Origin of the sequence: Serratia sp. AS12 (assembly GCF_000214195.1) — a bacterium.
Lineage (GTDB): Bacteria > Pseudomonadota > Gammaproteobacteria > Enterobacterales > Enterobacteriaceae > Serratia > Serratia plymuthica.
The window spans coordinates 1,183,292-1,204,965 of the sequence record NC_015566.1 but is presented as its reverse complement, the minus strand read 5'-3'; the positions used below and the strand labels follow the sequence as shown (position 1 = coordinate 1,204,965).

18 protein-coding genes and 1 pseudogene are annotated in these 21,674 nt (G+C 58.3%); 11 read left to right on the top strand and 8 right to left on the bottom strand.

All coding sequences use genetic code 11. The features are described from left to right. Positions 1-120: 120 nt before the first annotated feature. Together purE and purK are read left to right on the top strand one after the other, a co-directional pair. Positions 121-645 (top strand): 5-(carboxyamino)imidazole ribonucleotide mutase, encoded by a 525-nt coding sequence (gene purE, locus SERAS12_RS05575; protein WP_013811811.1) that lies wholly within the window; start codon positions 121-123, stop codon positions 643-645. Next, positions 642-1,709, top strand: coding sequence for a 5-(carboxyamino)imidazole ribonucleotide synthase (purK, locus tag SERAS12_RS05570; RefSeq protein ID WP_004949418.1), 1,068 nt, complete (start codon positions 642-644; stop codon positions 1,707-1,709). Before purE ends, purK begins: the two co-directional genes overlap by 4 nt. A 65-nt stretch (positions 1,710-1,774) precedes the next feature. Here purK and galE read toward each other — a convergent pair. Then, positions 1,775-2,730 (bottom strand): annotated as a pseudogene (gene galE / locus SERAS12_RS05565) (UDP-glucose 4-epimerase GalE). On the opposite strand from galE, the gene SERAS12_RS26555 reads away from it, so the two are divergent. Next, positions 2,687-2,836, top strand: coding sequence for a hypothetical protein (locus SERAS12_RS26555; RefSeq protein WP_239441017.1), 150 nt, complete (start codon positions 2,687-2,689; stop codon positions 2,834-2,836). The pseudogene galE and the gene SERAS12_RS26555 sit on opposite strands and share 44 nt — an antisense overlap. A gap of 27 nt (positions 2,837-2,863) precedes the next feature. Here SERAS12_RS26555 and SERAS12_RS05560 read toward each other — a convergent pair whose 3' ends face one another. The 3 genes from SERAS12_RS05560 to ybbA form a co-directional block, all read right to left on the bottom strand. After that, the gene (locus SERAS12_RS05560) at positions 2,864-4,270 is read right to left on the bottom strand and encodes a sugar porter family MFS transporter (protein WP_013811810.1); all 1,407 of its coding nucleotides are present in this window, start codon (positions 4,268-4,270) and stop codon (positions 2,864-2,866) included. 419 nt (positions 4,271-4,689) lie between these two features. After that, the gene (gene ybbP / locus SERAS12_RS05555) at positions 4,690-7,122 is read right to left on the bottom strand and encodes a putative ABC transporter permease subunit YbbP (RefSeq protein ID WP_013811809.1); all 2,433 of its coding nucleotides are present in this window, start codon (positions 7,120-7,122) and stop codon (positions 4,690-4,692) included. Continuing rightward, positions 7,119-7,805 (bottom strand): putative ABC transporter ATP-binding protein YbbA, encoded by a 687-nt coding sequence (gene ybbA, locus SERAS12_RS05550; RefSeq protein WP_013811808.1) that lies wholly within the window; start codon positions 7,803-7,805, stop codon positions 7,119-7,121. Before ybbA ends, ybbP begins: the two co-directional genes overlap by 4 nt. Between ybbA and tesA the strand changes: the two genes are divergently transcribed. The 3 genes from tesA to SERAS12_RS05535 all read left to right on the top strand — a co-directional run bounded on the left by tesA (position 7,776) and on the right by SERAS12_RS05535 (position 10,150). Beyond that, entirely contained in the window at positions 7,776-8,414 is a 639-nt protein-coding gene (gene tesA, locus SERAS12_RS05545; RefSeq protein ID WP_042437248.1) for a multifunctional acyl-CoA thioesterase I/protease I/lysophospholipase L1, read from the top strand. The genes ybbA and tesA overlap by 30 nt on opposite strands. Positions 8,415-8,439: 25 nt before the next feature. Then, positions 8,440-9,216, top strand: a complete 777-nt coding sequence (locus SERAS12_RS05540; RefSeq protein WP_004949412.1) for an SDR family oxidoreductase — start codon at positions 8,440-8,442, stop codon at positions 9,214-9,216. 79 nt (positions 9,217-9,295) lie between these two features. Continuing rightward, complete coding sequence (locus tag SERAS12_RS05535; protein WP_041415927.1) at positions 9,296-10,150, top strand: co-chaperone YbbN; 855 nt, start codon at positions 9,296-9,298, stop codon at positions 10,148-10,150. Positions 10,151-10,279: 129 nt separating this feature from the next. Here the strand turns inward: SERAS12_RS05535 and cfa are convergent, their stop codons facing one another. Continuing rightward, positions 10,280-11,431, bottom strand: a complete 1,152-nt coding sequence (gene cfa / locus SERAS12_RS05530) for a cyclopropane fatty acyl phospholipid synthase (protein WP_013811805.1) — start codon at positions 11,429-11,431, stop codon at positions 10,280-10,282. Between the two features lie 262 nt (positions 11,432-11,693). On the opposite strand from cfa, the gene SERAS12_RS05525 reads away from it, so the two are divergent. Both SERAS12_RS05525 and SERAS12_RS05520 read left to right on the top strand, forming a co-directional pair. Beyond that, positions 11,694-12,599, top strand: a complete 906-nt coding sequence (locus SERAS12_RS05525) for an SPFH domain-containing protein (RefSeq protein ID WP_013811804.1) — start codon at positions 11,694-11,696, stop codon at positions 12,597-12,599. A gap of 2 nt (positions 12,600-12,601) precedes the next feature. Then, positions 12,602-13,072 (top strand): NfeD family protein, encoded by a 471-nt coding sequence (locus SERAS12_RS05520; RefSeq protein ID WP_013811803.1) that lies wholly within the window; start codon positions 12,602-12,604, stop codon positions 13,070-13,072. Positions 13,073-13,104: 32 nt separating this feature from the next. Here SERAS12_RS05520 and SERAS12_RS05515 read toward each other — a convergent pair whose 3' ends face one another. After that, a complete protein-coding gene (locus SERAS12_RS05515) occupies positions 13,105-14,874 on the bottom strand; it encodes a hypothetical protein (RefSeq protein ID WP_013811802.1) in 1,770 nt (589 codons plus the stop codon). A gap of 135 nt (positions 14,875-15,009) precedes the next feature. After that, positions 15,010-15,417, bottom strand: a complete 408-nt coding sequence (cueR, locus tag SERAS12_RS05510) for a Cu(I)-responsive transcriptional regulator (RefSeq protein WP_013811801.1) — start codon at positions 15,415-15,417, stop codon at positions 15,010-15,012. A gap of 107 nt (positions 15,418-15,524) precedes the next feature. On the opposite strand from cueR, the gene copA reads away from it, so the two are divergent. From copA to ybaK, 3 genes are all read left to right on the top strand, one after another. Then, positions 15,525-18,245, top strand: coding sequence for a copper-exporting P-type ATPase CopA (copA, locus tag SERAS12_RS05505; protein ID WP_013811800.1), 2,721 nt, complete (start codon positions 15,525-15,527; stop codon positions 18,243-18,245). 169 nt (positions 18,246-18,414) lie between these two features. Next, positions 18,415-19,218, top strand: coding sequence for a TraB/GumN family protein (locus tag SERAS12_RS05500; protein WP_013811799.1), 804 nt, complete (start codon positions 18,415-18,417; stop codon positions 19,216-19,218). Positions 19,219-19,446: 228 nt separating this feature from the next. Beyond that, positions 19,447-19,926 carry a Cys-tRNA(Pro)/Cys-tRNA(Cys) deacylase YbaK gene (gene ybaK, locus SERAS12_RS05495; protein ID WP_004949396.1) on the top strand — a complete coding sequence of 160 codons (480 nt, stop codon included), beginning with the start codon at positions 19,447-19,449 and terminating at the stop codon, positions 19,924-19,926. Between the two features lie 35 nt (positions 19,927-19,961). Here the strand turns inward: ybaK and ushA are convergent, their stop codons facing one another. Next, a complete protein-coding gene (ushA, locus tag SERAS12_RS05490) occupies positions 19,962-21,614 on the bottom strand; it encodes a bifunctional UDP-sugar hydrolase/5'-nucleotidase UshA (protein WP_013811798.1) in 1,653 nt (550 codons plus the stop codon). Between the last annotated feature and the right edge of the window lie 60 nt (positions 21,615-21,674).

The following is a 21,674-nucleotide window of genomic DNA, read 5'->3' as shown; positions in this document are numbered from 1 at the left end:
GAAAACCGGCGACGCAACCGTTTTCCTCGCCGTGCGCTCATGGTATGATCTGCGCCCTCATTCGGCCTCCCGCCGCAGGCAACCGGCCGTCGTTTGTACACTTACAGGAGCCTTACACCCATGGGAGCCAACGCCGCTTCAGCCACCAACGCTGGGGTTAAAATCGCAATTGTAATGGGATCGAAAAGTGACTGGGCCACCATGCAGTTCGCGGCCGAAATCCTGACCCAACTCGATGTCCCGTTCCATGTCGAAGTCGTTTCCGCTCATCGCACGCCAGACAAGCTGTTCAGTTTCGCCGAACAGGCAGGCGCCAACGGCTTTGACGTGATCATTGCCGGTGCGGGCGGTGCTGCGCACCTGCCGGGCATGCTGGCGGCGAAAACGCTGGTTCCGGTGCTGGGTGTTCCGGTACAAAGCGCCGCGCTGAGCGGTGTAGACAGCCTGTATTCTATCGTGCAAATGCCACGCGGCATTCCGGTCGGCACCCTGGCGATCGGCAAAGCCGGTGCGGCCAACGCCGCGCTGCTGGCGGCGCAAATTCTGGCGCTGCACGACACCGCGCTGGCGCAACGTCTGGCCGACTGGCGCCAGGCACAGACCGAAGACGTGCTGAACAACCCGGATCCGCGGGAGGAAGCATGAAGCCGGTTTGCGTACTGGGCAACGGCCAACTGGGGCGCATGCTGCGCCAGGCCGGTGAACCGCTGGGCATCGCCGTTTACCCGGTCGGCATCGACGCCGAACCGGAAGCTGTGCCCTATCAAAACAGCGTGATCACCGCCGAAATCGAACGCTGGCCGGAAACCGCGCTGACGCGTGAACTGGCGACCCACAACAGCTTCGTCAATCGCGATATTTTCCCCCGTCTGGCGGACCGCCTGACGCAAAAACAGCTGCTCGATCAGCTCGGCCTGGCCACCGCGCCGTGGCAATTGCTGGCCGATGCCGCCGAGTGGCCGCAGGTGTTCGCCACCCTCGGTGAACTGGCGATCGTCAAACGTCGCGTTGGCGGTTACGACGGCCGCGGTCAATGGCGCTTGCGCCCGGGCCAGGAAGCGGAACTGCCGGCGGATGCCTACGGCGAGTGCATCGTCGAGCAGGGGATTAACTTTTCCGGCGAGGTTTCGCTGGTGGGCGCGCGCGGGCACGACGGTAAGTCGGTGTTCTATCCGCTGACCCATAACCTGCATGAAGAAGGCATTCTGCGCACCAGCGTGGCGCTGCCGCAGCCTGACCCCGCTCTACAACGGCAGGCTGAGCAGATGCTGGCGGCGATCCTCGACGAGCTGAACTACGTCGGCGTGATGGCGATGGAGTGCTTTATCGTTGGCGACAGCCTGCTGATTAACGAGCTGGCACCACGGGTGCACAACAGCGGCCACTGGACGCAAAACGGCGCCTCCATCAGCCAGTTCGAACTACACCTGCGCGCTATTCTCGCTCTGCCGCTGCCGAAACCGGTAGTGAGCACGCCGTCGGTGATGGTCAATCTGATCGGCACCGCAGTGAATCAACAGTGGCTGGCGCTGCCGTTGGTGCATTTGCACTGGTATGAGAAAGAAGTGCGTGAAGGCCGCAAGGTCGGCCACCTCAACCTGAACGATCCTAGCGCCACCGTGCTGCAACAGGCGTTGCAGGCACTGGCACCGCTGCTGCCGGCCGAATACCAGAGCGGCCTGGCCTGGGCACGGCAAAAGCTGGCTTAAGATTTACTCCGCAATAAAATCAAAGGGTTCAGCAAGCTGAACCCTTTTTTACTGCCAATGAAAAACTATCGGGTATAGCCCTGCGGATTTTTGCTTTGCCAGTTCCAGGTATCGCGCATCATCGCATCGAGCCCGCGCTGCACCTCCCAGCCCAGGTCGCGTTTAGCCAGGCTGACATCGGCCCAGAAAGCGGGCAAATCCCCGGGACGGCGCGGTAAAATCTGATAAGGCACGGCAACGCCGGCAGCTTTCTCAAACGCATGCACCATCTCCAGCACCGAATGCCCCACCCCGGACCCCAGGTTATAAGCTTTAAAACCGGCGATCTGCTTTAGGTGATCCATCGCCGCCAGGTGACCCTGCGCAAGATCCATCACGTGAATGTAATCGCGCACGCCGGTTCCGTCTTTGGTGGGATAGTCCCCGCCGAACACGCTCAGATGCTCCCGTTTACCGACGGCCACCTGAGCAATATAAGGCAACAGATTATTCGGGATGCCGCTGGGATCTTCCCCCATCAATCCAGACTCATGGGCGCCCACCGGGTTGAAGTAGCGCAGAGAAACAATGGAAAAGGCCGGTTCAGCCTTGGCGAAATCCTGCAGGATCTGCTCCACCATCCACTTGGAGGTGCCGTAAGGGCTGGTCGTGCCGCCGATCGGCATGTCTTCCCGGTAAGGCACCGGCGCATCTTCGCCGTACACCGTCGCCGAAGAGCTGAAGATAAACTGATGAACCCGGCGTCGCGCATGGCTTCCAGCAATACCAGCGTGCCCGCTACGTTGTTCTGGTAGTATTCCAGCGGTTTGCGGGTCGATTCTCCCACCGCTTTCAGGCCGGCGAAATGGATCACCGAAGCGATCTGGTACTCGCCGAAGATCCGGCTCAGGCACGCCGCGTCCCGCACATCCCCCTGATAGAACACCGCCGCTTTACCGGTCAGTTGCTCCGCACGGCGTAAGGACTCTTCGGAGGCGTTGACCAAATTATCCAACACCACCACCTCTTCACCGCGCTCCAACAGCGCCAGTACCGTATGTGAACCTATGTATCCGGCGCCGCCGGTCACTAAAATCGCCATCATGCTCCCCTTTCATCAGCATCGGGCGCTAACACCCGATGCCTAAGTCTGTTTCATGCGCGCAGCCAGACGACTAGCGCGTACCGATGTTGCGTAATGGCTTGCCGGCCATCAGATTGCGTTCGATATGTTCCAGAGAGATATTTTTGGTCTCAGGGATCAACGCCAGCGTAATAAAGATAAACACTACGTTGAGCGCCGCGTAGACCCAAAAGGTATAGGCGCTGCCCAGCGAATTGAGCATGGTCAGGAAAGTCGCCCCGACGATCATGTTGGCGATCCAGTTGGTGGCGGTGGAACAGGTGATGCCAAAATCACGGCCCTTAAGCGGCTGGATCTCTGAACACAGCACCCAAATCAACGGGCCGGCGCTCATGGCGAAACCGACAATAAACATCAACAACATGATGACGGCGAAATATTGCGTCGCCGGCGTACTCATGCCGATACCCATCATTGTTCCCAGTGCCCCCATGCCCACTGCCATCACGATAAAACCGAGGATCAGCGTCGGTTTGCGGCCCCAGCGATCCACCAGCCCAATGGCGATAAAGGTGGCCAGCACGTTAACCAACCCGACAATCACCGTGCCCCACATCTGCTGTTCGGTACTGGCAAAACCCGCCAGGCCAAAAATCTTCGGCGCGTAATACATAGTGACGTTCATGCCGGTAAACTGCTGCATAACCTGCAACAGAATGCCGAGGAAAACGGCGCGGCGGAAATTTTTATTATCCTTGAACAGCGCCCAGCCACTCTGCTTCAGCTTGAGGCTTTCACGGATTTCGTTCAGTTCATGCTGCGCCTGGGCGCTGCTGTCGCGCAGCTTTTCCAGCACCTGACGCGCCTGTTCATGGCGATTGCGCGAGGCAAGCCAGCGCGGGCTGTCCGGCAGGAAGAACACGCCAACCAGCAGCAAGCCGGCTGGAATGGTGATAACCCCCAGCATCCAGCGCCAGGCGCCGGTGTAACTGAACGCGGTATCAGACAGGTAGGCAGCCAAAATCCCGATGGTGATCATCAATTGATACATCGAGATCATGCTGCCGCGAATTTTTTCCGGCGCGATTTCAGACAGGTAAATCGGCGCGGTATAGGAAGCGATGCCCACCGCCAGCCCCAGCAGAATGCGCGAGAGTATCAATATGTCCACATTGGGCGCTGCTGCGGAACACAACGACCCCGCCACGAACAGGATCGCGCCGATCATCAGGCTGTATTTGCGCCCGATGCGGAAATTCATCCAACCGCTGCCCACGGCGCCGACCGCCGCGCCGAACATCATCGAGCTGACCACCCACTCCTGTTGGGAGCTGGTGATGTGAAAAGAGTCGGCAATAAACGGCAAAGCGCCCGCAATCACGCCGATATCCAGACCAAACAGCAGCCCGGCTAACGCAGCCAGAAAACAGACGAAAAAAGTCATACCGGCATTCGTCTGGCTTTTCTCAGCCGACGCAATTTTGACGGTAACACTCATACAGCCTCCAGTAGATAACATTGAATCAGTTAGCCGTCATGATAGGAGGCAATCCGCAGGCGGTAAGTGAGTGAGATCACATTAGTGGAAACGGTTACATTATTTCCATTTTGTAAGCCCTACGTATCGCCGTGAAAAATTAAACATATATCATTGATTATAATTACAAATAATATCACTCCACCTGCTGGCACTCTCAAGATAAAAAACACCGCTTATCAGATTTCAATATTAACTTTGAATGGCAGTCATTTATTTGTAATCGATTTCACTTGGATTACATACTCAACGAAGGATCAAGGTGGGAGGAAAAAGGCATTTTCCAGGCAGGCGGTCATGAAGGGGAATCTGTGGGATTTCAATACAAAAGGTATCGGCCCGGCTCCCGATAACAGGGGCCGGGCCGACTTTGCAGCGGTTTAACCGTCGTAACTGCGGAACAATGCCTGGCCGCGCAACAGCCGCACGCCCAGCCAGCCGCCACACAGGGACAACAGCAGCGCACTGAGCAACGGCAACGCCCACCACAGCACCGGCGTGGACGCCCACGGGAAATCGAATACCTGGCTTTGCAGCAACCATAGCGCCGCTTCCGCCCCCACCGCCGCCGCGATGCCCGCCACCAGCCCCAGCAAAGCAAACTCACACCACAGCGTGCTGCGCAACAAGCGCTTGCCGGCCCCCAGAGTACGGTACACCACCAGTTCCTGGCGCCGTTGCCGCATGCCCACCTGCACCTGCGCCATCAGCAACAAGCCACCGCAGAGCACCACCAGCACCACCATCACCTCCAGCGCGCGGCTGACCTGTTGCAGCACGCCGCCGACCTGTTTGAGGATTGACCCGATGTCCAGCAGGCTGAGCGTCGGGAATTGCCGGTTGAGCTGGGTCAGCATCTGGCCGTCCCCGTCATAGCGGAAACTGGTAAGCCAGGTCTGCGGTTGACCGTCCAGCGCCCCCGGCGGGAAGATGAAGTAAAAGTTCGGCTTCAGGCTTTCCCAGTCCACCTGCCGCAGGCTGGTGACCTTGGCGCTGAACGACTGGGTATCGCCGCTGAAGGTCAGCGTGTCGCCCAGCTTAACCTTGAGCCGCCCGGCAATGCCCTGATCCATCGACACCTCACCGGCCTTCGGCGGCCAACTGCCCGCCAGTAGCGGATTGTGCGCCGGCAGGCTCGCCAGCCAGGTCAGGTTCAGCTCGCGGTTAACCGCCTCGCCACCCGGATCGTCCTCGTGTACCCGCTCGGTCGCCACCTGCTGATTAATCTCGGTCAGGCGCACACGCACAATCGGATAATACGTTTCCGGCTTGACCTGATGCTGCTGCAGGAAGGTTTTCACCTGCGGCACTTGCGCTTCGGTCAGGTTCAGCAGGAAGTAGTTCGGGCTGTCCGGTGGCAGTTGCTGTTGCCAGCGGTCGAGCAGATCGCCACGCAGCACCAGTAACAGCGCCAGCAGCATAAACGACAGCGAAAACGCCGCCAGTTGGCTGACCGTTACCCAGGGCTGATGCAGCAGACGATTGACCGCCAACCGCAGCGCCAGATTCTTCAGCGTAATGCGGCGCAGCAGCAGCAGGCTGCCCCAGCCGATAGCCCCCAACAGCAGCGCCAACACCAGAATACCGGCGAGAATCGACCACAGCAGCGTACTGGCTCCCATCAATGCAGTCAGCAGCGCCACCACAATCACCGCCGTTACCGGCAGGAAATAGCGCAGCGGCCAAACGTTAGCCACCACGTCACGTCGCAATACCCGCAGCGGTTGGGTCGCCAGCAACTGCCGGTACGGCCGCAGCCCCACCAGCAGCGAAATCATCAGCAAAGCGCCGACTGCCCACAACCACGGCCAGGCACCGGCGGCTGGCAGTTCCGCCGGCAGCACCGGTGCCAGCAGCCGAATCAGCACCGCTTCAAACCCCAGGCCGATAATCCCACCGCACGCTGCCGCCAGCAAAATGACCGCCAGCCACTGGCCGACAATCAGCTTGCGCAAGGCGTTGCGACCGGCACCCAGCGTTTTCAGCACCGCAATGAGATCATAACGGCTACGGCAATAGTGACTCATGGCCACCGCCACGGCGGCAATCGACAGCAGCAAGGTCAGCAATGCCGACAGCAACAGGAACTGCTGCGATCGTTGCAGCGATTTGCCCAGCGCGCTGCCGGACTCCTGCAACCCAAACCAACGCTGGTCGGGCTGGAGTTGCGGTGTCAGGCGCGTTTCGTAACGCTGAATGTCCTCCGGCGAACCGGCGAACATATAGCGGTAGCTCAGGCGGCTACCCGGTTGCACCGCCCCGGTTTTATCCACATCCGCCAGGTTGATCATGATGCGCGGCGCAGTCTGGAACGGATTGAAGCCAGAGTCCGGCTCCTGAAGGATTTCACCGGCAATGCGCAGGCGGGTGTCGCCCACGTCCAGCGAGTCCCCCACTTTCACATTCAGCAACGCCAGCAAACGCGGCGCCACCAGTACCGACCCCGGAGCAAGCTTGACGTTGGGCGGGCGCGTCTCCAGCTTGCCGTACAGCGGATAGGCCAGATCGGTGGCCTTCACGTCCGCCAACTGCGGCCGGTCACCGGCGTAGGTCATGGTGGTGAACGACAGCTGGCGACTCACTTTCAGCCCTTCCTGTTGCGCATCCAGCAGCCAGCCTTCCGGTACTGGCCGCGCGCTGCGCAGCACCCGGTCACCGGCGATAAAATCACGGCTTTGCTGGCTCAGCCCCTTGTCCATGCGATCGCTGATGCTCCCCAGCGCCAGTACGCAGGCCATTGACAGCGTCAGCGCCAGCCAAACGATCAGCAGTGACGGCGAACGCCATTCCCGCCAAAACCAACGCCAGATCATGCTTCCTCCCACAGCTTGCCTTCACGCAGGCGCAACCGCCGCTGGCAGCGCGCCGCCAGGGTTTCGTCATGGGTGACCAGGATCAGGGTGGTGGCGAAATCGCGGTTGAGGGAGAACAGTAAATCGGCGATGCGTTCGCCAGTCTGGCGATCGAGGTTACCGGTCGGTTCATCGGCAAACAGCACCCGCGGCCGGCCGCTGAACGCACGCGCCAACGCGACCCGCTGCTGCTCGCCGCCCGATAGTTGCGCCGGCAGGTGATCGAGCCGTTTGCCCAGCCCCAACTGCTCCAACAATTGGACCGCCTGCTCGCGGCTCTGCCTGTCGCTTTCGCCGCGCAGCAGCGCCGGCAATTGCACGTTCTCCAGCGCGTTGAGCGTCGGTACCAGCATGAATGACTGAAATACAAAGCCGACGTTTTTGGCGCGCAGGGCCGCGCGCCCTTCTTCGTCCAGCGCGGTCAGCGATTCCCCCAACAAATGCACGTCCCCTTCACTGCCGTCGTCCAACCCGGCGAGGATCCCCAGCAGCGTCGATTTGCCCGAGCCGGATTCGCCAATCAGGGCAATTGTCTGTGCGGGTTTGACAACCAGCTCGACTCCGGTAAGGATGGAGAGCTGATGCTCACCCTGACCAACGTGTTTACTAAGATGATGAACTTCAAGAACGTTTTCCGCTGGCATCTTCCCTTCCTTTTGCTGTTGGGATTATTCAGTTTACGCGCTGTCGCCGCCGATACCTTATTGATTTTAGGCGACAGTTTAAGCGCCGGTTACCGCTTGCCGGTGGCGCAGGCCTGGCCGACGCTGCTGGCCGACCAATGGCAGAAAAAACCGGGCGATCCGCAGTTGGTGAACGCCAGCATCAGCGGCGACACCGCCGCACAAGGGCTGGCGCGCTTGCCCGCCCTGCTGAAACAACACCAACCGCGCTGGGTGCTGATCGAACTGGGCGCCAACGACGGTCTGCGCGGTTTTCCGGCGCAGGACGTACAACGCGATCTCAGCCAGATCATTACCCTGGTGCAGCAGGCCGGTGCGCAGCCGCTGCTGATGCAAATCCACATTCCGCCCAACTATGGCCGCCGCTATACCGAGGCTTTCAGCGCGATTTATCCGCAGCTTGCCAGGCAATTCAACATTCCGCTGCTGCCGTTCTACATGGAACAGGTGGTGATCAAAGCGGAATGGATGCAGGATGACGGATTGCATCCCAATAAGGACGCCCAACCGTTTATCGCCACCTGGATGGCGGAACGCCTGGAACCTCTAGTAAAACATGAGTCTAACTAAATAGGGTTGTACACTAGGTAAAGTTATGCAAAAAGCGGTATTGATAACCGGCTGTTCCAGCGGGATAGGACTGATTGCAGCGCAAGATCTGCGTAATCGCGGCTACCGGGTGCTGGCCGCCTGCCGCAAGCCGCAGGACGTGGAAAACATGCGTCAACTGGGGCTGGAAGGCATTGAGTTGGATCTGGACGACAGCGACAGTGTCGAACGCGCCGCGGCGCAGGTGATCGCGCTGACCGGCGGCCGGCTGTATGGCCTGTTCAACAATGGCGGCTTCGGCGTGTACGGCCCGCTGAGCAGCATTTCCCGTCAACAGCTGGAGCGGCAATTCTCCACCAACCTGTTTGGCACCCACCAGTTGACCCAGTTGCTGTTGCCGGCGATGCTGCCGCACGGCGAAGGGCGCATTATTCAAACCAGTTCGGTGATGGGGCTGGTCTCCAGCGCCGGACGCGGCGCCTATGCCGCCAGCAAATTTGCGCTGGAAGCCTGGTCCGACGCGCTGCGCATGGAGCTGCACGGCACCGGCATTCAGGTCAGCCTGATTGAACCCGGCCCGATTTCGACCCACTTTACCCAGAACGTGAACCAGGCGCAGAGCGATAATCCGGTGCATAACCCCGGCATCGCCAAACGCTTGACGCTGCCGCCGGAGGCCATTTTGCCCAAGCTACGCCACGCGCTGGAAAACCCGCGCGCCAGGCTGCGCTATCCGGTGACCCTGCTGGCGCACGCGCTGAGCGTATTGCGCCGCATTCTGCCCGGCCGCTGCCTGGACTGGCTGCTGCGCAGCAACGGTTAATTTGGGTGCCGGGGTTGAAGAATGTCGCCCCGCCCCCATTTAAGAGCCAATGGCTCCGCAAGATCAGAGAGAGAATCACATGCTAGCTCAAGCTGTTGTTGATATTAACGAAACAAACCTGCACCAAACGCTGGAACAATCGATGTCCCTGCCGGTGCTGTTCTACTTCTGGTCAGATCGCAGCCAACACTGCCTGCAGCTCACCCCGATCCTGGATAAGCTGGCGGCGGAATATGCCGGTCAGTTCGTGTTGGCCAAAGTGGACTGCGACGTAGAACAAGCGATCGCCGCACAGTTCGGGCTGCGCTCCCTCCCTACGGTTTACCTGTTCAAAGACGGCCAACCGGTCGACGGCTTCCAGGGCCCGCAGCCGGAAGAAGTCATCCGCGAATTCCTGCAGCGCTTCCTGCCGAAGGCAGAAGATCTGAAACTGGCACAGGCAACCGACCTGCTGGCCGAAGGCAACGCGGCTGAAGCGCTGCCGCTGTTGAAAGACGCCTGGCAAGCCAGCCAGCAACGCAGTGATATCGGCCTGACGCTGGCAGAAACCCAGATCGCGCTGAACCGCACTGAAGAGGCCGAAACGGTGCTGGCGACTATTCCTTTACAGGATCGCGATACCCGTTATCAGGGCCTGGTGGCGCAAATTGAATTGCTGAAGCAGGCGGCCGATACGCCGGAAATCCAGCTGTTGCAGCAACAGGTGCAACAACAGCCGGAGAACGTCGATTTGGCCGTGCAACTGGCGCTGCAATTGCATCAGGTGGGGCGCAACGAAGAAGCGCTGGAACTGCTGATGGGGCATTTGAAGAAAGATCTGGCCGCCGCCAACGGCAGCGCGCGCAAGACGCTGATGGATATTCTGGCCGCACTGGGCACCGGTGACGCATTAGCGGCTAAATACCGTCGTCAGCTGTACTCTCTGCTCTACTAAATACCCTTCGTCTTTCCAGCCGCATCTGTGTTGGCGGCAAGTTTGCAAGTCCCCAGGAGCTTACTCAAGCCAGTGACTGGGGCGCACAAACGCAGCCAACACAGATGCAGCATGAAATATGACGGGGATTTAGCGGTAAACCCGCACCCCACCTTCAACGCCTTTCGGGCTGAACAACACTTGCCACAGCTGAATATCGCGCGAACGGAACGCGCCGGCGCAGGCATTCAGGTAATAAGTGAACATCCGCTCGAAACGTTCAGAGTAATTTTCTGACAACGCCGGCCACGCCCGTTTGAAATTCTCATACCAGGCCATCAGCGTGCGATCGTAATCGGCGCCAATATTGTGCCAATCCTCCATCACAAAACGCTTTTCGCTGGCTTCGGCGATGTGGCGCACCGAGGGCAGACAGCCGTTGGGGAAGATGTATTTATCAATCCAGGCATCGACATGGAGATTGGTTTGGTTGGCGCCAATGGTGTGCAGCAGGAACAGGCCATCGGGCTTCAGATTACGCGCCGCGACGCTAAAATAGGTGTCGTAGTTTTTCGGCCCGACATGTTCAAACATGCCGACGGAAACAATGCGGTCAAACTGGCGGTTCAAATCGCGGTAATCCTGCAGCAGGATCTCTACGTCCAGTCCCTGACAGCGCTCCTGCGCCAGCTTTTGCTGCTCGGCGGAAATGGTCACGCCGTACACCGATACGCCGTAATTTTCCGCCGCATACTGTGCCAGTCCGCCCCAGCCACAGCCGATGTCCAGCAGCGACATGCCCGGTTTCAGTTGCAGCTTCTCGCAGATCATTTTCAGCTTGGCCAGTTGCGCCTGTTCCAGCGTTTCAGCATCCTTCCAGTAACCACAGGAATATTGCATATAGGGATCTAGCATCGCACGAAACAGATCGTTGCCGATGTCGTAATGCTCTTTCCCTACCTGCCAGGCGCGTTTGCGCGATTGCCGGTTAAACAGCCGCGCACAGGCGATCCGCGTAATGTCCGCCAGGCTTTTGGGCAGGCGTTCATCAACGCCGAAATGCAGGATGCGGGTAAATAACGCATCCAGTCTTTCGCAATCCCACCAGCCGTCCATATAGCTTTCGCCAAACCCAAGCGAGCCTTCCTGCAGAATGCGTTTAAATAAGCCCGGATTGTGCACCTGAAGATCAAATGCATTATTCCCGTTGATGGTAATACCGGCCGCAGCCAGCATTTCTTCCACGATGAGATACCAGCGATCTTTTTTCTGGGCGAGTTCATCGACACTGATTGAGTCCATAACGATCCTTGGCGCAAGATGTCACTTCAAAAAGCATAGTCGCAAATAGAAATGACAAAAGTTTGAAGATAAGCGCAGCGACAGGTTCCACTCTAGCCAAGGCAGACAACGTCATGAAATGAATTAAAATTATTGGAAACATGCCAATTTGGAATGTTATCGATCCCTTATGCTGATTTATCTCCTGAAACGACGGGGATATTAGGCTTTCCCCCCGCTCTGGCGTAAAATCTTCTTACATATGTCTGACAGGAGGTTTGCCATGTTTACCCTTATCCCCATCGTGATTGTCGTCGCGCTGATCATCGTCTTCGCCGGCGTCAAAATTGTTCCGCAAGGGTTCCAATGGACGGTGGAACGCTTCGGTCGCTACACCAAAACGCTGATGCCCGGTTTGAATCTGGTCGTGCCCTTTATGGATCGCATCGGCAGAAAAATTAATATGATGGAACAAGTGCTGGATATTCCCTCGCAGGAAATCATCTCGCGCGATAATGCCAACGTGGCCATCGATGCGGTGTGCTTTATCCAGGTGGTCGATCCGGCGCGCGCCGCCTATGAGGTCAGTAACCTTGAGCGGGCGATCGTCAACCTGACCATGACCAACTTCCGTACCGTGCTCGGCTCAATGGAGCTGGACGAAATCCTGTCGCAGCGCGACAGCATCAACAGCCGCCTGCTGCATATCGTCGACGAAGCCACCAACCCATGGGGCGTCAAGATCACCCGTATCGAGATCCGTGATGTACGTCCGCCGGCAGAGCTGATCTCGGCAATGAACGCCCAGATGAAGGCCGAACGAACCAAGCGTGCGGACATTCTGGAGGCCGAAGGCGTACGTCAGGCGGCCATCCTGCGTGCCGAAGGTGACAAGCAGTCGCAAATCCTCAAGGCGGAGGGGGAACGCCAGTCGGCATTCCTGCAGGCCGAAGCGCGTGAACGTGCCGCTGAAGCGGAGGCGCGGGCCACTCAGTTGGTTTCCGACGCTATCGCCAGCGGTAATATCCAGGCGGTGAACTATTTTGTGGCGCAGAAATACACCGATGCGCTGCAGAAGATCGGTTCCGCCAACAACAGTAAAGTCATCATGATGCCGCTGGATGCCAGCAGCCTGCTTGGTTCAATTGGTGGCATTGCCGAACTGTTGAAAGACAACAAAGGCAAGTAATCATGCTCGAACAAATTGCAGCAAACCCGCACTGGTTCTGGCTTTCCCTTGGCGGGCTGCTGTTGGCGGCAGAAATGCTCGGCGCCAGCGGTTACCTGTTATGGAGCGGCGTGTCGGCGGTGGTGGTCGGCGCGATGGTCTGGCTACTGCCGCAGTTGGCCTGGGAGTGGCAGGGGGTGATTTTTGCCGTCCTGACCATTGTCGTGGCCTATCTGTGGTGGTACTGGCTGCGCCAGCGGCCAGCGGCGGCAACCAGCGGTTCGCAAGTGCTGAACCAGCGCAACCGCCAGTTGATCGGCACCCGCGCAACGCTGACCGAAGCCATGCACAACGGCATGGGCCGCATTAACATCGGCGACAGCAGTTGGCGCGCACAGGCCAGTGAAGATCTGGCGATAGGAACCGAAGTGGAAGTGATCGCCGTCGAGGGCGTCACCCTGGTGATCCGTGCGTTGCCGCAACAAGTGCATTAACGAATCAAGCCGGGTTCCCCCGGCTTGTCTTATTATGAGATCAATGTTGAGTCGAGAATAATGACTTTCGACTTATCCGGATACTTCACGTTCCACGGCAGACTGTCCGCAGGGTAGTGCTCGAGGGTTAATTGTGCGTCCGTGCCTCGAATACTCGGCAGAACCGTTGTATTTCCTTTTATCTGCCAGGTTTTAACGTGAGATTCACCCTCACCAAATAATTTAACTGCAGAATCGATGGCATCAGACGTTTGTTGAATAGTCAGATTCTGCGGCAGCAGAGTAACGGCAGCTGTAGTTTGCAAGCAAACGGCCTTGCTGTTATTCACCTCCAGATTTTCAATGGAGGCGTTAGCACTCATCAGCACTACCGGCAGAATGTTATTTGCCAACGGGCTGTTAAAAACCAAACTGCCGATTGTCGCTGGTTTTGCAATGGAGCAGAGGCTTCCACCGTTGCCAAAGGCACTGGCATATTCATTAACCGTAATTTTATCGATAACCAGCCCGCTCATATCAATATCCAGAGCCTTATTACCGATCAGACGTCCAAAGGTTACTTTGCCGACACGGCTATCCGACTGAACACCCGATGCGCTTAACCCCGGATGAACACGGCATGATGCAATGGAAATATTATCGATGAAGGTGCCTTCTGAACCGGAATGTACCTCAATCCCTCGAATACAGTGGCCCACAGTAACATTATTGACCCGATGTTTTTTGCCGCCAGTATACACTGCCGGTGCCCCATTCAAGATCGCGGAAGCATTGGTTTGTTCAAGGTAATAACAGTCGCCGGCTTCAATATTTTCACAAAAATTATTTACGCCGGCAACGATAACACCGCCACCGCCCCACACTCCGCATTTGACATCAATGACATAACAATCACTGGTTGTTCCATCTAACTGTTGATCCTGGCCTACAGCGATAATGGAACCGGAAACATAGCCTGGTTCGAAGGTACTTGCGGGGATCCCGGCGCCGGCAATAGTGACTTTAGTGACAATATTTTTACTGCCCTTCACCAAAATACCATCACCAAGACAATAGCCGCCGGTAATATTACTGACCACATTGTCATTATTTTTTACGACGAGTAAATTATCACGGCATTCATCAATATTCACATCGAAGGCAACAGATTCGCCCATCAACACCATACCATCACAGAAACCACGTACGGTCATATGATAAAAATAACTTTTATTTCCGGCGACGAACCCATTATGTGAGGAAACCTGATGATAAACGCTTTCCCGCTTAACCCAGCCATAGAGCCTGCCACCAAACATTTCTACACCGCGTAAGTAATCATATATTTCTGCTGTTGGGGTTTTATTGGCGAAGAAGGGTTTCAGATGACCAGCCTTGGCTTTGATTGTCGCGCCATTCAGGTTAATCACCTTCCTGGCATCTGTACCGTCTTTGATCCGCACGGTGTCAGACGTCATATAGGTCGCGCCCTGCTGGCAGACCGTGCTGTAAGGTGTTACAAAGGCCGCCGTCAGCGCGGCCGTATCGTCTGATACGCCATCGCCACGTGCGCCAAACATATTCGGCGAGACGAATGAATTCATGTCGAGGACGCGTACCCATGTCCATTGCGTGTCAGGTTTTATATAAATGCCGCCGTCATCGATAAGGCCGGTATCGCCTGAAGCCTTAAAAGTGCCGCCGCCAGATTGCAGCCGGTCATTTCCACTCCATCCGGAGTAATAGGCCGTAACCTCAATCAGATCGCCTGCAAAAGCCGGGATGATGGTGCGTAATGTTGCGATATCTGGACAAGTATTCATAATAAACGCCTCTTGGTTGTGATCTCTCAATGGAGAGAGCCACTTTAAAAGACGATTCGTTCAGCAAGAAAAGGTCCCGGTTGTGCCAGGCATCAATGGGTATAGCCCTTATCAATCGGGGTCCGGCCTCTATTACTATGCTTTGGCATGATGGCAGCAACCGGCCAGGTTATTAATGATCGGGCATTCCGCCCCGTCATCGCCCGGGCATTCGTTAGCCAGCGCCAGCAGACGCTGGCGCATCTCGCCCAACTCACTGATGTGCTTTTCAATATCCACCACTTTTTGCAGCGTGCGCGCTTTGACATCGGCGCTATGCCGGGCCGGATCGTTGAACAGCGCCACCAGCTCACGGCACTCGTCCAGGTTAAAGCCCACCAGCCGCGCCTGGCGCAGCAGCGTCAGCTCTTCGATATGCTTCGGGTTATAGCTGCGGTAACCGTTATCGGTACGGATCGGCGCGGTAACCAGCCCTTTCTCTTCATAAAAGCGGATCGCCTTGCTGGTTAAACCGGTTTTTTTCGCCACGTCGCTGATATTCATTTTCACTCCTTGACCTTCCCCTTGCTGGAAGGTTTAACCTTCATTCTTAGTGAAAATAGGCTAAGCGGTCAACCTTTAAACACCGCACTTGAGCGAGGAACCGAATCATGTCACAAACCACCGTGCTGGCGTTGCAGGGGCTAACCTGCATGAACTGCGCGCAACGGGTGAAAAAAGCCCTGGAAAGCCGCAACGATGTCGAACAGGCAGAGGTCAACATCCATTACGCCAGAGTCACCGGCGATGCGCCGAGCCAGGCGCTGATCGACAGCGTGTTCGCCGCCGGTTACCAGGCTACCGTAGCGCAACGGCCGGATACCGAACTGCAGCTGAGCGGCCTGAGCTGCATGCACTGCGCCGCCAGCACCCGTAAAGCGCTGGAGGCGGTACCGGGCGTGATCGCCGCCGACGTCGGCATCGAGTCGGCCAAGGTCTATGGCGATGCCGCTCCCGAGGCATTGATCGCCGCAGTAGAGGAAGCCGGTTATCACGCCAGCGCCAATGGAGCCGCCGTTCTCCCAAAAACTGAGCCGTTGACTGAATCAGCCCCTGATTTGCCGGAACCCCAGGCAGCGGCCCCCTCTTCCCTTCCGGTAACTCGCCACAGCGACGATGATGACAGCGTTCAACTGCTGCTCAGCGGCATGAGTTGCGCAAGCTGTGTCAGTAAAGTCCAAACCGCGTTGCAAAGCGTGCCCGGCGTCGAACAGGCGCGGGTCAATCTGGCGGAACGCAGCGCGTTGATTACCGGCGGTGCCGATCCGCAGGCGCTGGTGGCGGCGGTGGAGAAAGCCGGCTACGGCGCGGAAATGATTCAGGACGAAACCGAACGCCGCGAGCGCCAACAGCAAACCGCACAGGCCAACATGAAGCGCTTCCGCTGGCAGGCGGCGCTCGGCCTGGCACTGGGTATTCCGCTGATGGCCTGGGGGCTGTTTGGCGGCAGTATGTCGCTGACACCGGAAACCCAACGCCCGTGGCTGTGGGTTGGTCTGATCACGCTGGCGGTGATGGTGTTCGCCGGCGGGCATTTTTACCGCAACGCCTGGCGCGCACTGCGCAACGGCAGCGCCACCATGGATACGCTGGTCGCACTCGGCACCGGCGCCGCCTGGTTGTATTCGATCAGCGTCAACCTGTGGCCGGATTTCTTCCCGATGGAGGCACGGCACCTGTATTACGAGGCCAGCGCCATGATCATCGGCCTGATCAACCTCGGCCATGCGCTGGAGCAGCGGGCGCGCCAGCGTTCGTCACAGGCGCTGGAGCGGCTGCTGGACCTGACGCCGCCGACGGCGCGGCTGGTGACCGACGACGGCGAAAAAACCATTGCGCTGGCGCAGGTGCAGCTTGGCATGACGCTGCGCCTGACCACCGGCGATCGTATTCCGGTGGACGGTGAAATTGTGCAGGGCGAAGTGTGGCTGGACGAAGCCATGCTGACCGGCGAAGCCGTGCCGCAGCAGAAAGGCGTTGGCGATACGGTGCACGCCGGTACGGTGGTGGATGACGGCAGCGTGCTGTTTCGCGCCGGCGCTATCGGCAGCAAAACCACGCTGGCGCGAATCATCAAACTGGTGCGCCAGGCGCAGAGCAGCAAGCCGGAGATTGGCAAACTGGCGGACCGCATTTCTGCGGTGTTCGTGCCGGTGGTGGTGGCCATCGCCCTGTTCAGCGCGGCGATCTGGTATTTCTTCGGCCCGCAGCCGCAGTTGGTTTACACGCTGGTGATCGCCACTACGGTATTGATCATTGCCTGCCCTTGCGCGCTGGGCCTGGCAACGCCGATGTCGATCATCTCCGGCGTTGGTCGTGCGGCCGAGTTCGGCGTGCTGGTGCGCGACGCCGATGCGTTGCAGCAGGCCAGCACCCTGGATACGTTGGTGTTCGATAAAACCGGCACCCTGACCGAGGGGCAGCCGCGCGTAGTGGAGATTTTCACCTTCAATCAGATCGGCGAGCAGCAGGCGCTGCGCTGGGCCGCGGCGCTGGAACAAGGTGCCAGCCACCCCTTGGCGCGTGCCATCGTTGAGCACGCCGCCGGGCAAGCGCTACCGCCGGTTGAACAGTTCCGGACCCTGCGCGGTGCCGGCGTCAGCGGCGAAGTGGACGGCGTGAAGCTGCTGCTGGGCAACGCCGCACTGTTGCAACAGCATCAGGTGGCAACCGCAGCGCTGGAAGCGCAGATGCAGCAACAGGCCGAGCGCGGCATTACGCCGGTGCTGCTGGCAGCCAACGGGCAGCCAGCTGCGCTGATCGCCATCCGTGATCCGCTGCGCAGCGACAGCATTGAAGCACTGCAGCGTTTGCATCGTCAGGGCTATCAACTGGTGATGCTGACCGGCGACAACCCGGTGACCGCCAACGCCATTGCCAAAGAGGCCGGCATCGACCGGGTCATCGCCGGCGTACTGCCGGACGGCAAGGCCGAGGCGATCAAACAGCTGCAGGCGCAGGGCCACCGCGTGGCAATGGTTGGCGATGGCATCAACGACGCCCCGGCACTGGCGCAAGCCGACGTGGGCATCGCGATGGGCGGCGGCAGCGATATCTCTATCGAAACCGCCGCCATCACCCTGATGCGCCACAGCCTGAACGGCGTCGCCGACGCGCTGGAACTGTCGAAGGCCACGCTGCGCAACATGAAGCAGAACCTGCTCGGGGCATTCATTTACAACACGCTCGGCATTCCCATCGCCGCCGGGGTGCTGTATCCGTTGACCGGCACTCTGCTCAGCCCGGTAGTGGCGGGCGCGGCAATGGCACTGTCTTCCATTACCGTAGTCAGTAACGCCAACCGGCTGCTGCGTTTTAAACCGAAACGCTGAATGCCACAGCGGGGCGTAAATCCTTACGCCCCGCTTCCTTTGGGATAATTCCTTCACTCTTCAGGCTTTCTTGTGCGCCGGATAGCGTTTAGCATGGCATAAACGCGCTACCCGCCAGAGGCCAGACCATCGTCTGCAAACTCGCGGGGAAAATAAGGAACCACGCTGTATGGGTAAGCTATTACGCCGCCTGGCCGCCTTTCTCGGCATTATTTCTCCGATGACCTACGCCTACCCGGCGCTGGATATCCGGCTGCCCGGCGATCGTCAATTCCATCTGGTGGGCAGCATTCATATGGGCACGGTGGATATGTCGCCGCTGCCGGCCACGCTGGCGACCCGCCTGAAACAGGCTGATGCCCTGATTGTCGAAGCCGATATCACCGGCTCCGCCTCGCCGTTTGGCCACGCCGACCCACAGCCCGGCCTGGCGGAGCGCCTTTCCGATACCGAGTTTCAGCAGTTATTGGTCCTGTGCCAGGAACTGGGCACCGACGCAGAGGTGTTCTCGACCCTCCCCGGCTGGCAGGTGGCGCTGACGATGCAGGCTCGTCAGGCTCAGCGACTGGGGCTGCGCGCCGAGTACGGCGTGGACTACCAACTGTTGCAGGCTGCCAGGCAACAACACAAAAAGGTGATTGAGCTGGAAGGCGCGGAACAGCAGATGGCGATGCTGGAACAGTTGCCGGAAGGCGGTATGGCGCTGCTGCGCGATACACTGGAGCACTGGCACACCAACGCGCGGCTGCTGCAAACCATGGTGAGCTGGTGGCTTGACGCGAAACCCAACGGCGCGCTGGAAACCCTGCCCGCCACCTTCAGCGCCGATCTGTACGACGTGCTGATGCATCGGCGCAACCGGGACTGGCAGCAGAAACTGGAGGCCTTACCGGCCGGTAACTACGTGGTGGCGGTGGGCGCACTGCATCTGTACGGCGAAGATAATCTGCCGGCGATGCTTCAGGCGCAGTAAAAAAAGTGGCCAATATCGCTACTGGCCAGTCAAAGAGGAATTTCTTGTATTTTAGTTATACGCATAGCAACCGTGTTAACGGTTACAATAGACAGGGTAGCAACCCAGTGAACACCTTGGCAACCCGCTTTATGTAACAGTGGCCCAGGTTGCTGCCGCCGTTAGATTTTTGTAATTTTGTTGCTTCGCGTTGCAACTTCCCGTGCAAAGGGGAAATAGGAAAACAGTATGACGCCCGCAGTGATCCTGCTTGAAAAACAAAAAATCGCGTTTACCCTTCATCCCTATCATCACGACAGTGCGGAAACCCACTTCGGTGATGAAGCGGTACAGAAACTTGGGCTCGATGCCGACCGCGTCTATAAAACGCTGTTGGTGGCGCTGAACGGCGACGCCAAACATCTGGCGGTGGCGGTAACGCCTGTCGCGACCCAGCTGGATCTGAAAAAGGTCGCCCGCGCCTTGGGCGCAAAGAAAGCGGAAATGGCCGACCCGCAACTGGCGCAGCGCGTAACCGGTTATCTGGTCGGCGGCATTAGCCCGCTGGGGCAGAAAAAGCGGCTGCCGACGGTGATCGACAGCCCGGCGCAGCAGTTCGCCACCATTTACGTCTCCGGCGGCAAACGCGGGCTGGATATCGAACTGGCCGCCGGCGATTTATGCCGCCTGCTGGCCGGCAGCTTCGCCGATATCGCCAAGCGCGATTAAGCTGATGGGGAGCCTTCCGGCTCCCCGATTAACGCTTACTGATAAACAATCTCGCCCTTCGGCTCATAGGCCGCCGCATCCAGCGGAGAGTGCTTCTCGATATACTGTTTCAGCACTTCGGCATCGATAAAACCGGTATTGACGTAGCCTGGCAGGGTATCCAGCTTCGGATAACCGTCGCCGCCCAACGCATTGAAGTTCAGTGTCGCCATACGGTAGGTTTTGTCCGCCTGCAATGGCTCGCCCTTGATCTTCACGTTGCTGACGCCCTTGCCGTCCGCCGTCAGGCTGACGTTGGCAAACTGCGCGTAAGCGCCGGAATCCACCTTCATGTTGGCGACCACCGCCAGGTATTTTTCTACCTCGCTGCCTTTCATCTCGGCATAGACCAGCGTGTTGCCAAACGGCTGCACCTTGAGCACGTTTTTATAGGTAATGTCGCCGGATTCGATCGAATCACGCACCCCGCCGCCGCTCATCACCGCAAAATCGGCTTCGGCACGCTCCATTTGCGCCGCCAGCAGCACGCGCGACAAGTTGGTCTGAACGAAGCGCACCTTGCTGCGATCGCCTTCCAGCTTGCCGTTCACGCTGCCGATTTTAACGTCAAGCTGCGCCTTGCCCTTGTCCTGGAATGGCGTCAGCAGTTTCATCATGGAAGGATCTTCCTGAATTTGCCGGGTGTAATACACTCGCTCGCTGGTGCCGTCGGCTTTTTCCACCTTCTTCTTCAGGTTGACCGGGATCAGTTGATAATGCACCAGCTTCAGCTCGCCGTTGCGGAACTGGAAGTCGGCACGACCGACGTATTTGCCCCACTCATGCGCCTGGACGATCCATGTGCCGTTTTGACGATCCGGCGAGCACGGGGTACCCGGCACGTAATCCACCTGTTTGTGGTTTTCGCCGGCCATACAGACCGGATCCTGCGAGTGGCCGCCGACGATCATATCCAGATAACCGGCAGGCAGGCTGCGCGCCATCTCGACGTCGCCCGGCGCGTTGGAGCCGTGGTTGCCGTCATCGTAATGGCCCATGTGAGTGGCGGCGATGATCACGTCCGGCTTTTCATCCTTGCGCAGTTGCTCAACCACTTGTTTCGCTTCCTGCGCCGGCACGCGGAACTCGATATCGGTAAAGTATTCCGGGTTGCCGATCTTGGCGGTGTCGTCGGTGGTCAGGCCGATAACCGCAATCTTGATGCCCTGCTTGTCAAATAAGGCGTAGGGTTTGAACAGACGCTGTTGAGTGCTTTTCTGATAGATATTGGCCGACAGCAGCGGGAAGGTCGCCCATTTCTCCTGCTGACGCAGCACGCTGAGCGGATTGTCGAACTCATGGTTGCCGATCGCCATCGCATCGTAACCCACCAGGTTCATGCCGCGAAAATCCGGTTCGGCATCCTGCAGGTCGGACTCCGGCACACCGGTATTGATATCGCCGCCGGACAGCAGCAGCAAACTACCGCCCTTGGCCGCCACTTCCTGGCGAATGCTGTCTACCAGGGTTTTCTGCGCGCCCAGACCATACTCACCGTGATCGTTCTGCCAGAAATGGCCATGGTGATCGTTGGTATGCAGGATGGTGATGTCGTAAGTTTTATCCTTTTCCCAGGCGCTGGCGGCTCCCGACAGGAAAGTCAGGGACACGGCCAAGGCGCATGCGGTGGTTTTTAACGAAAAACGCATGGCGGCTCTCCATGATGAAAAATGAACTGTTTTTTTGAGGTGGCCGAAATTGTAGCGCGA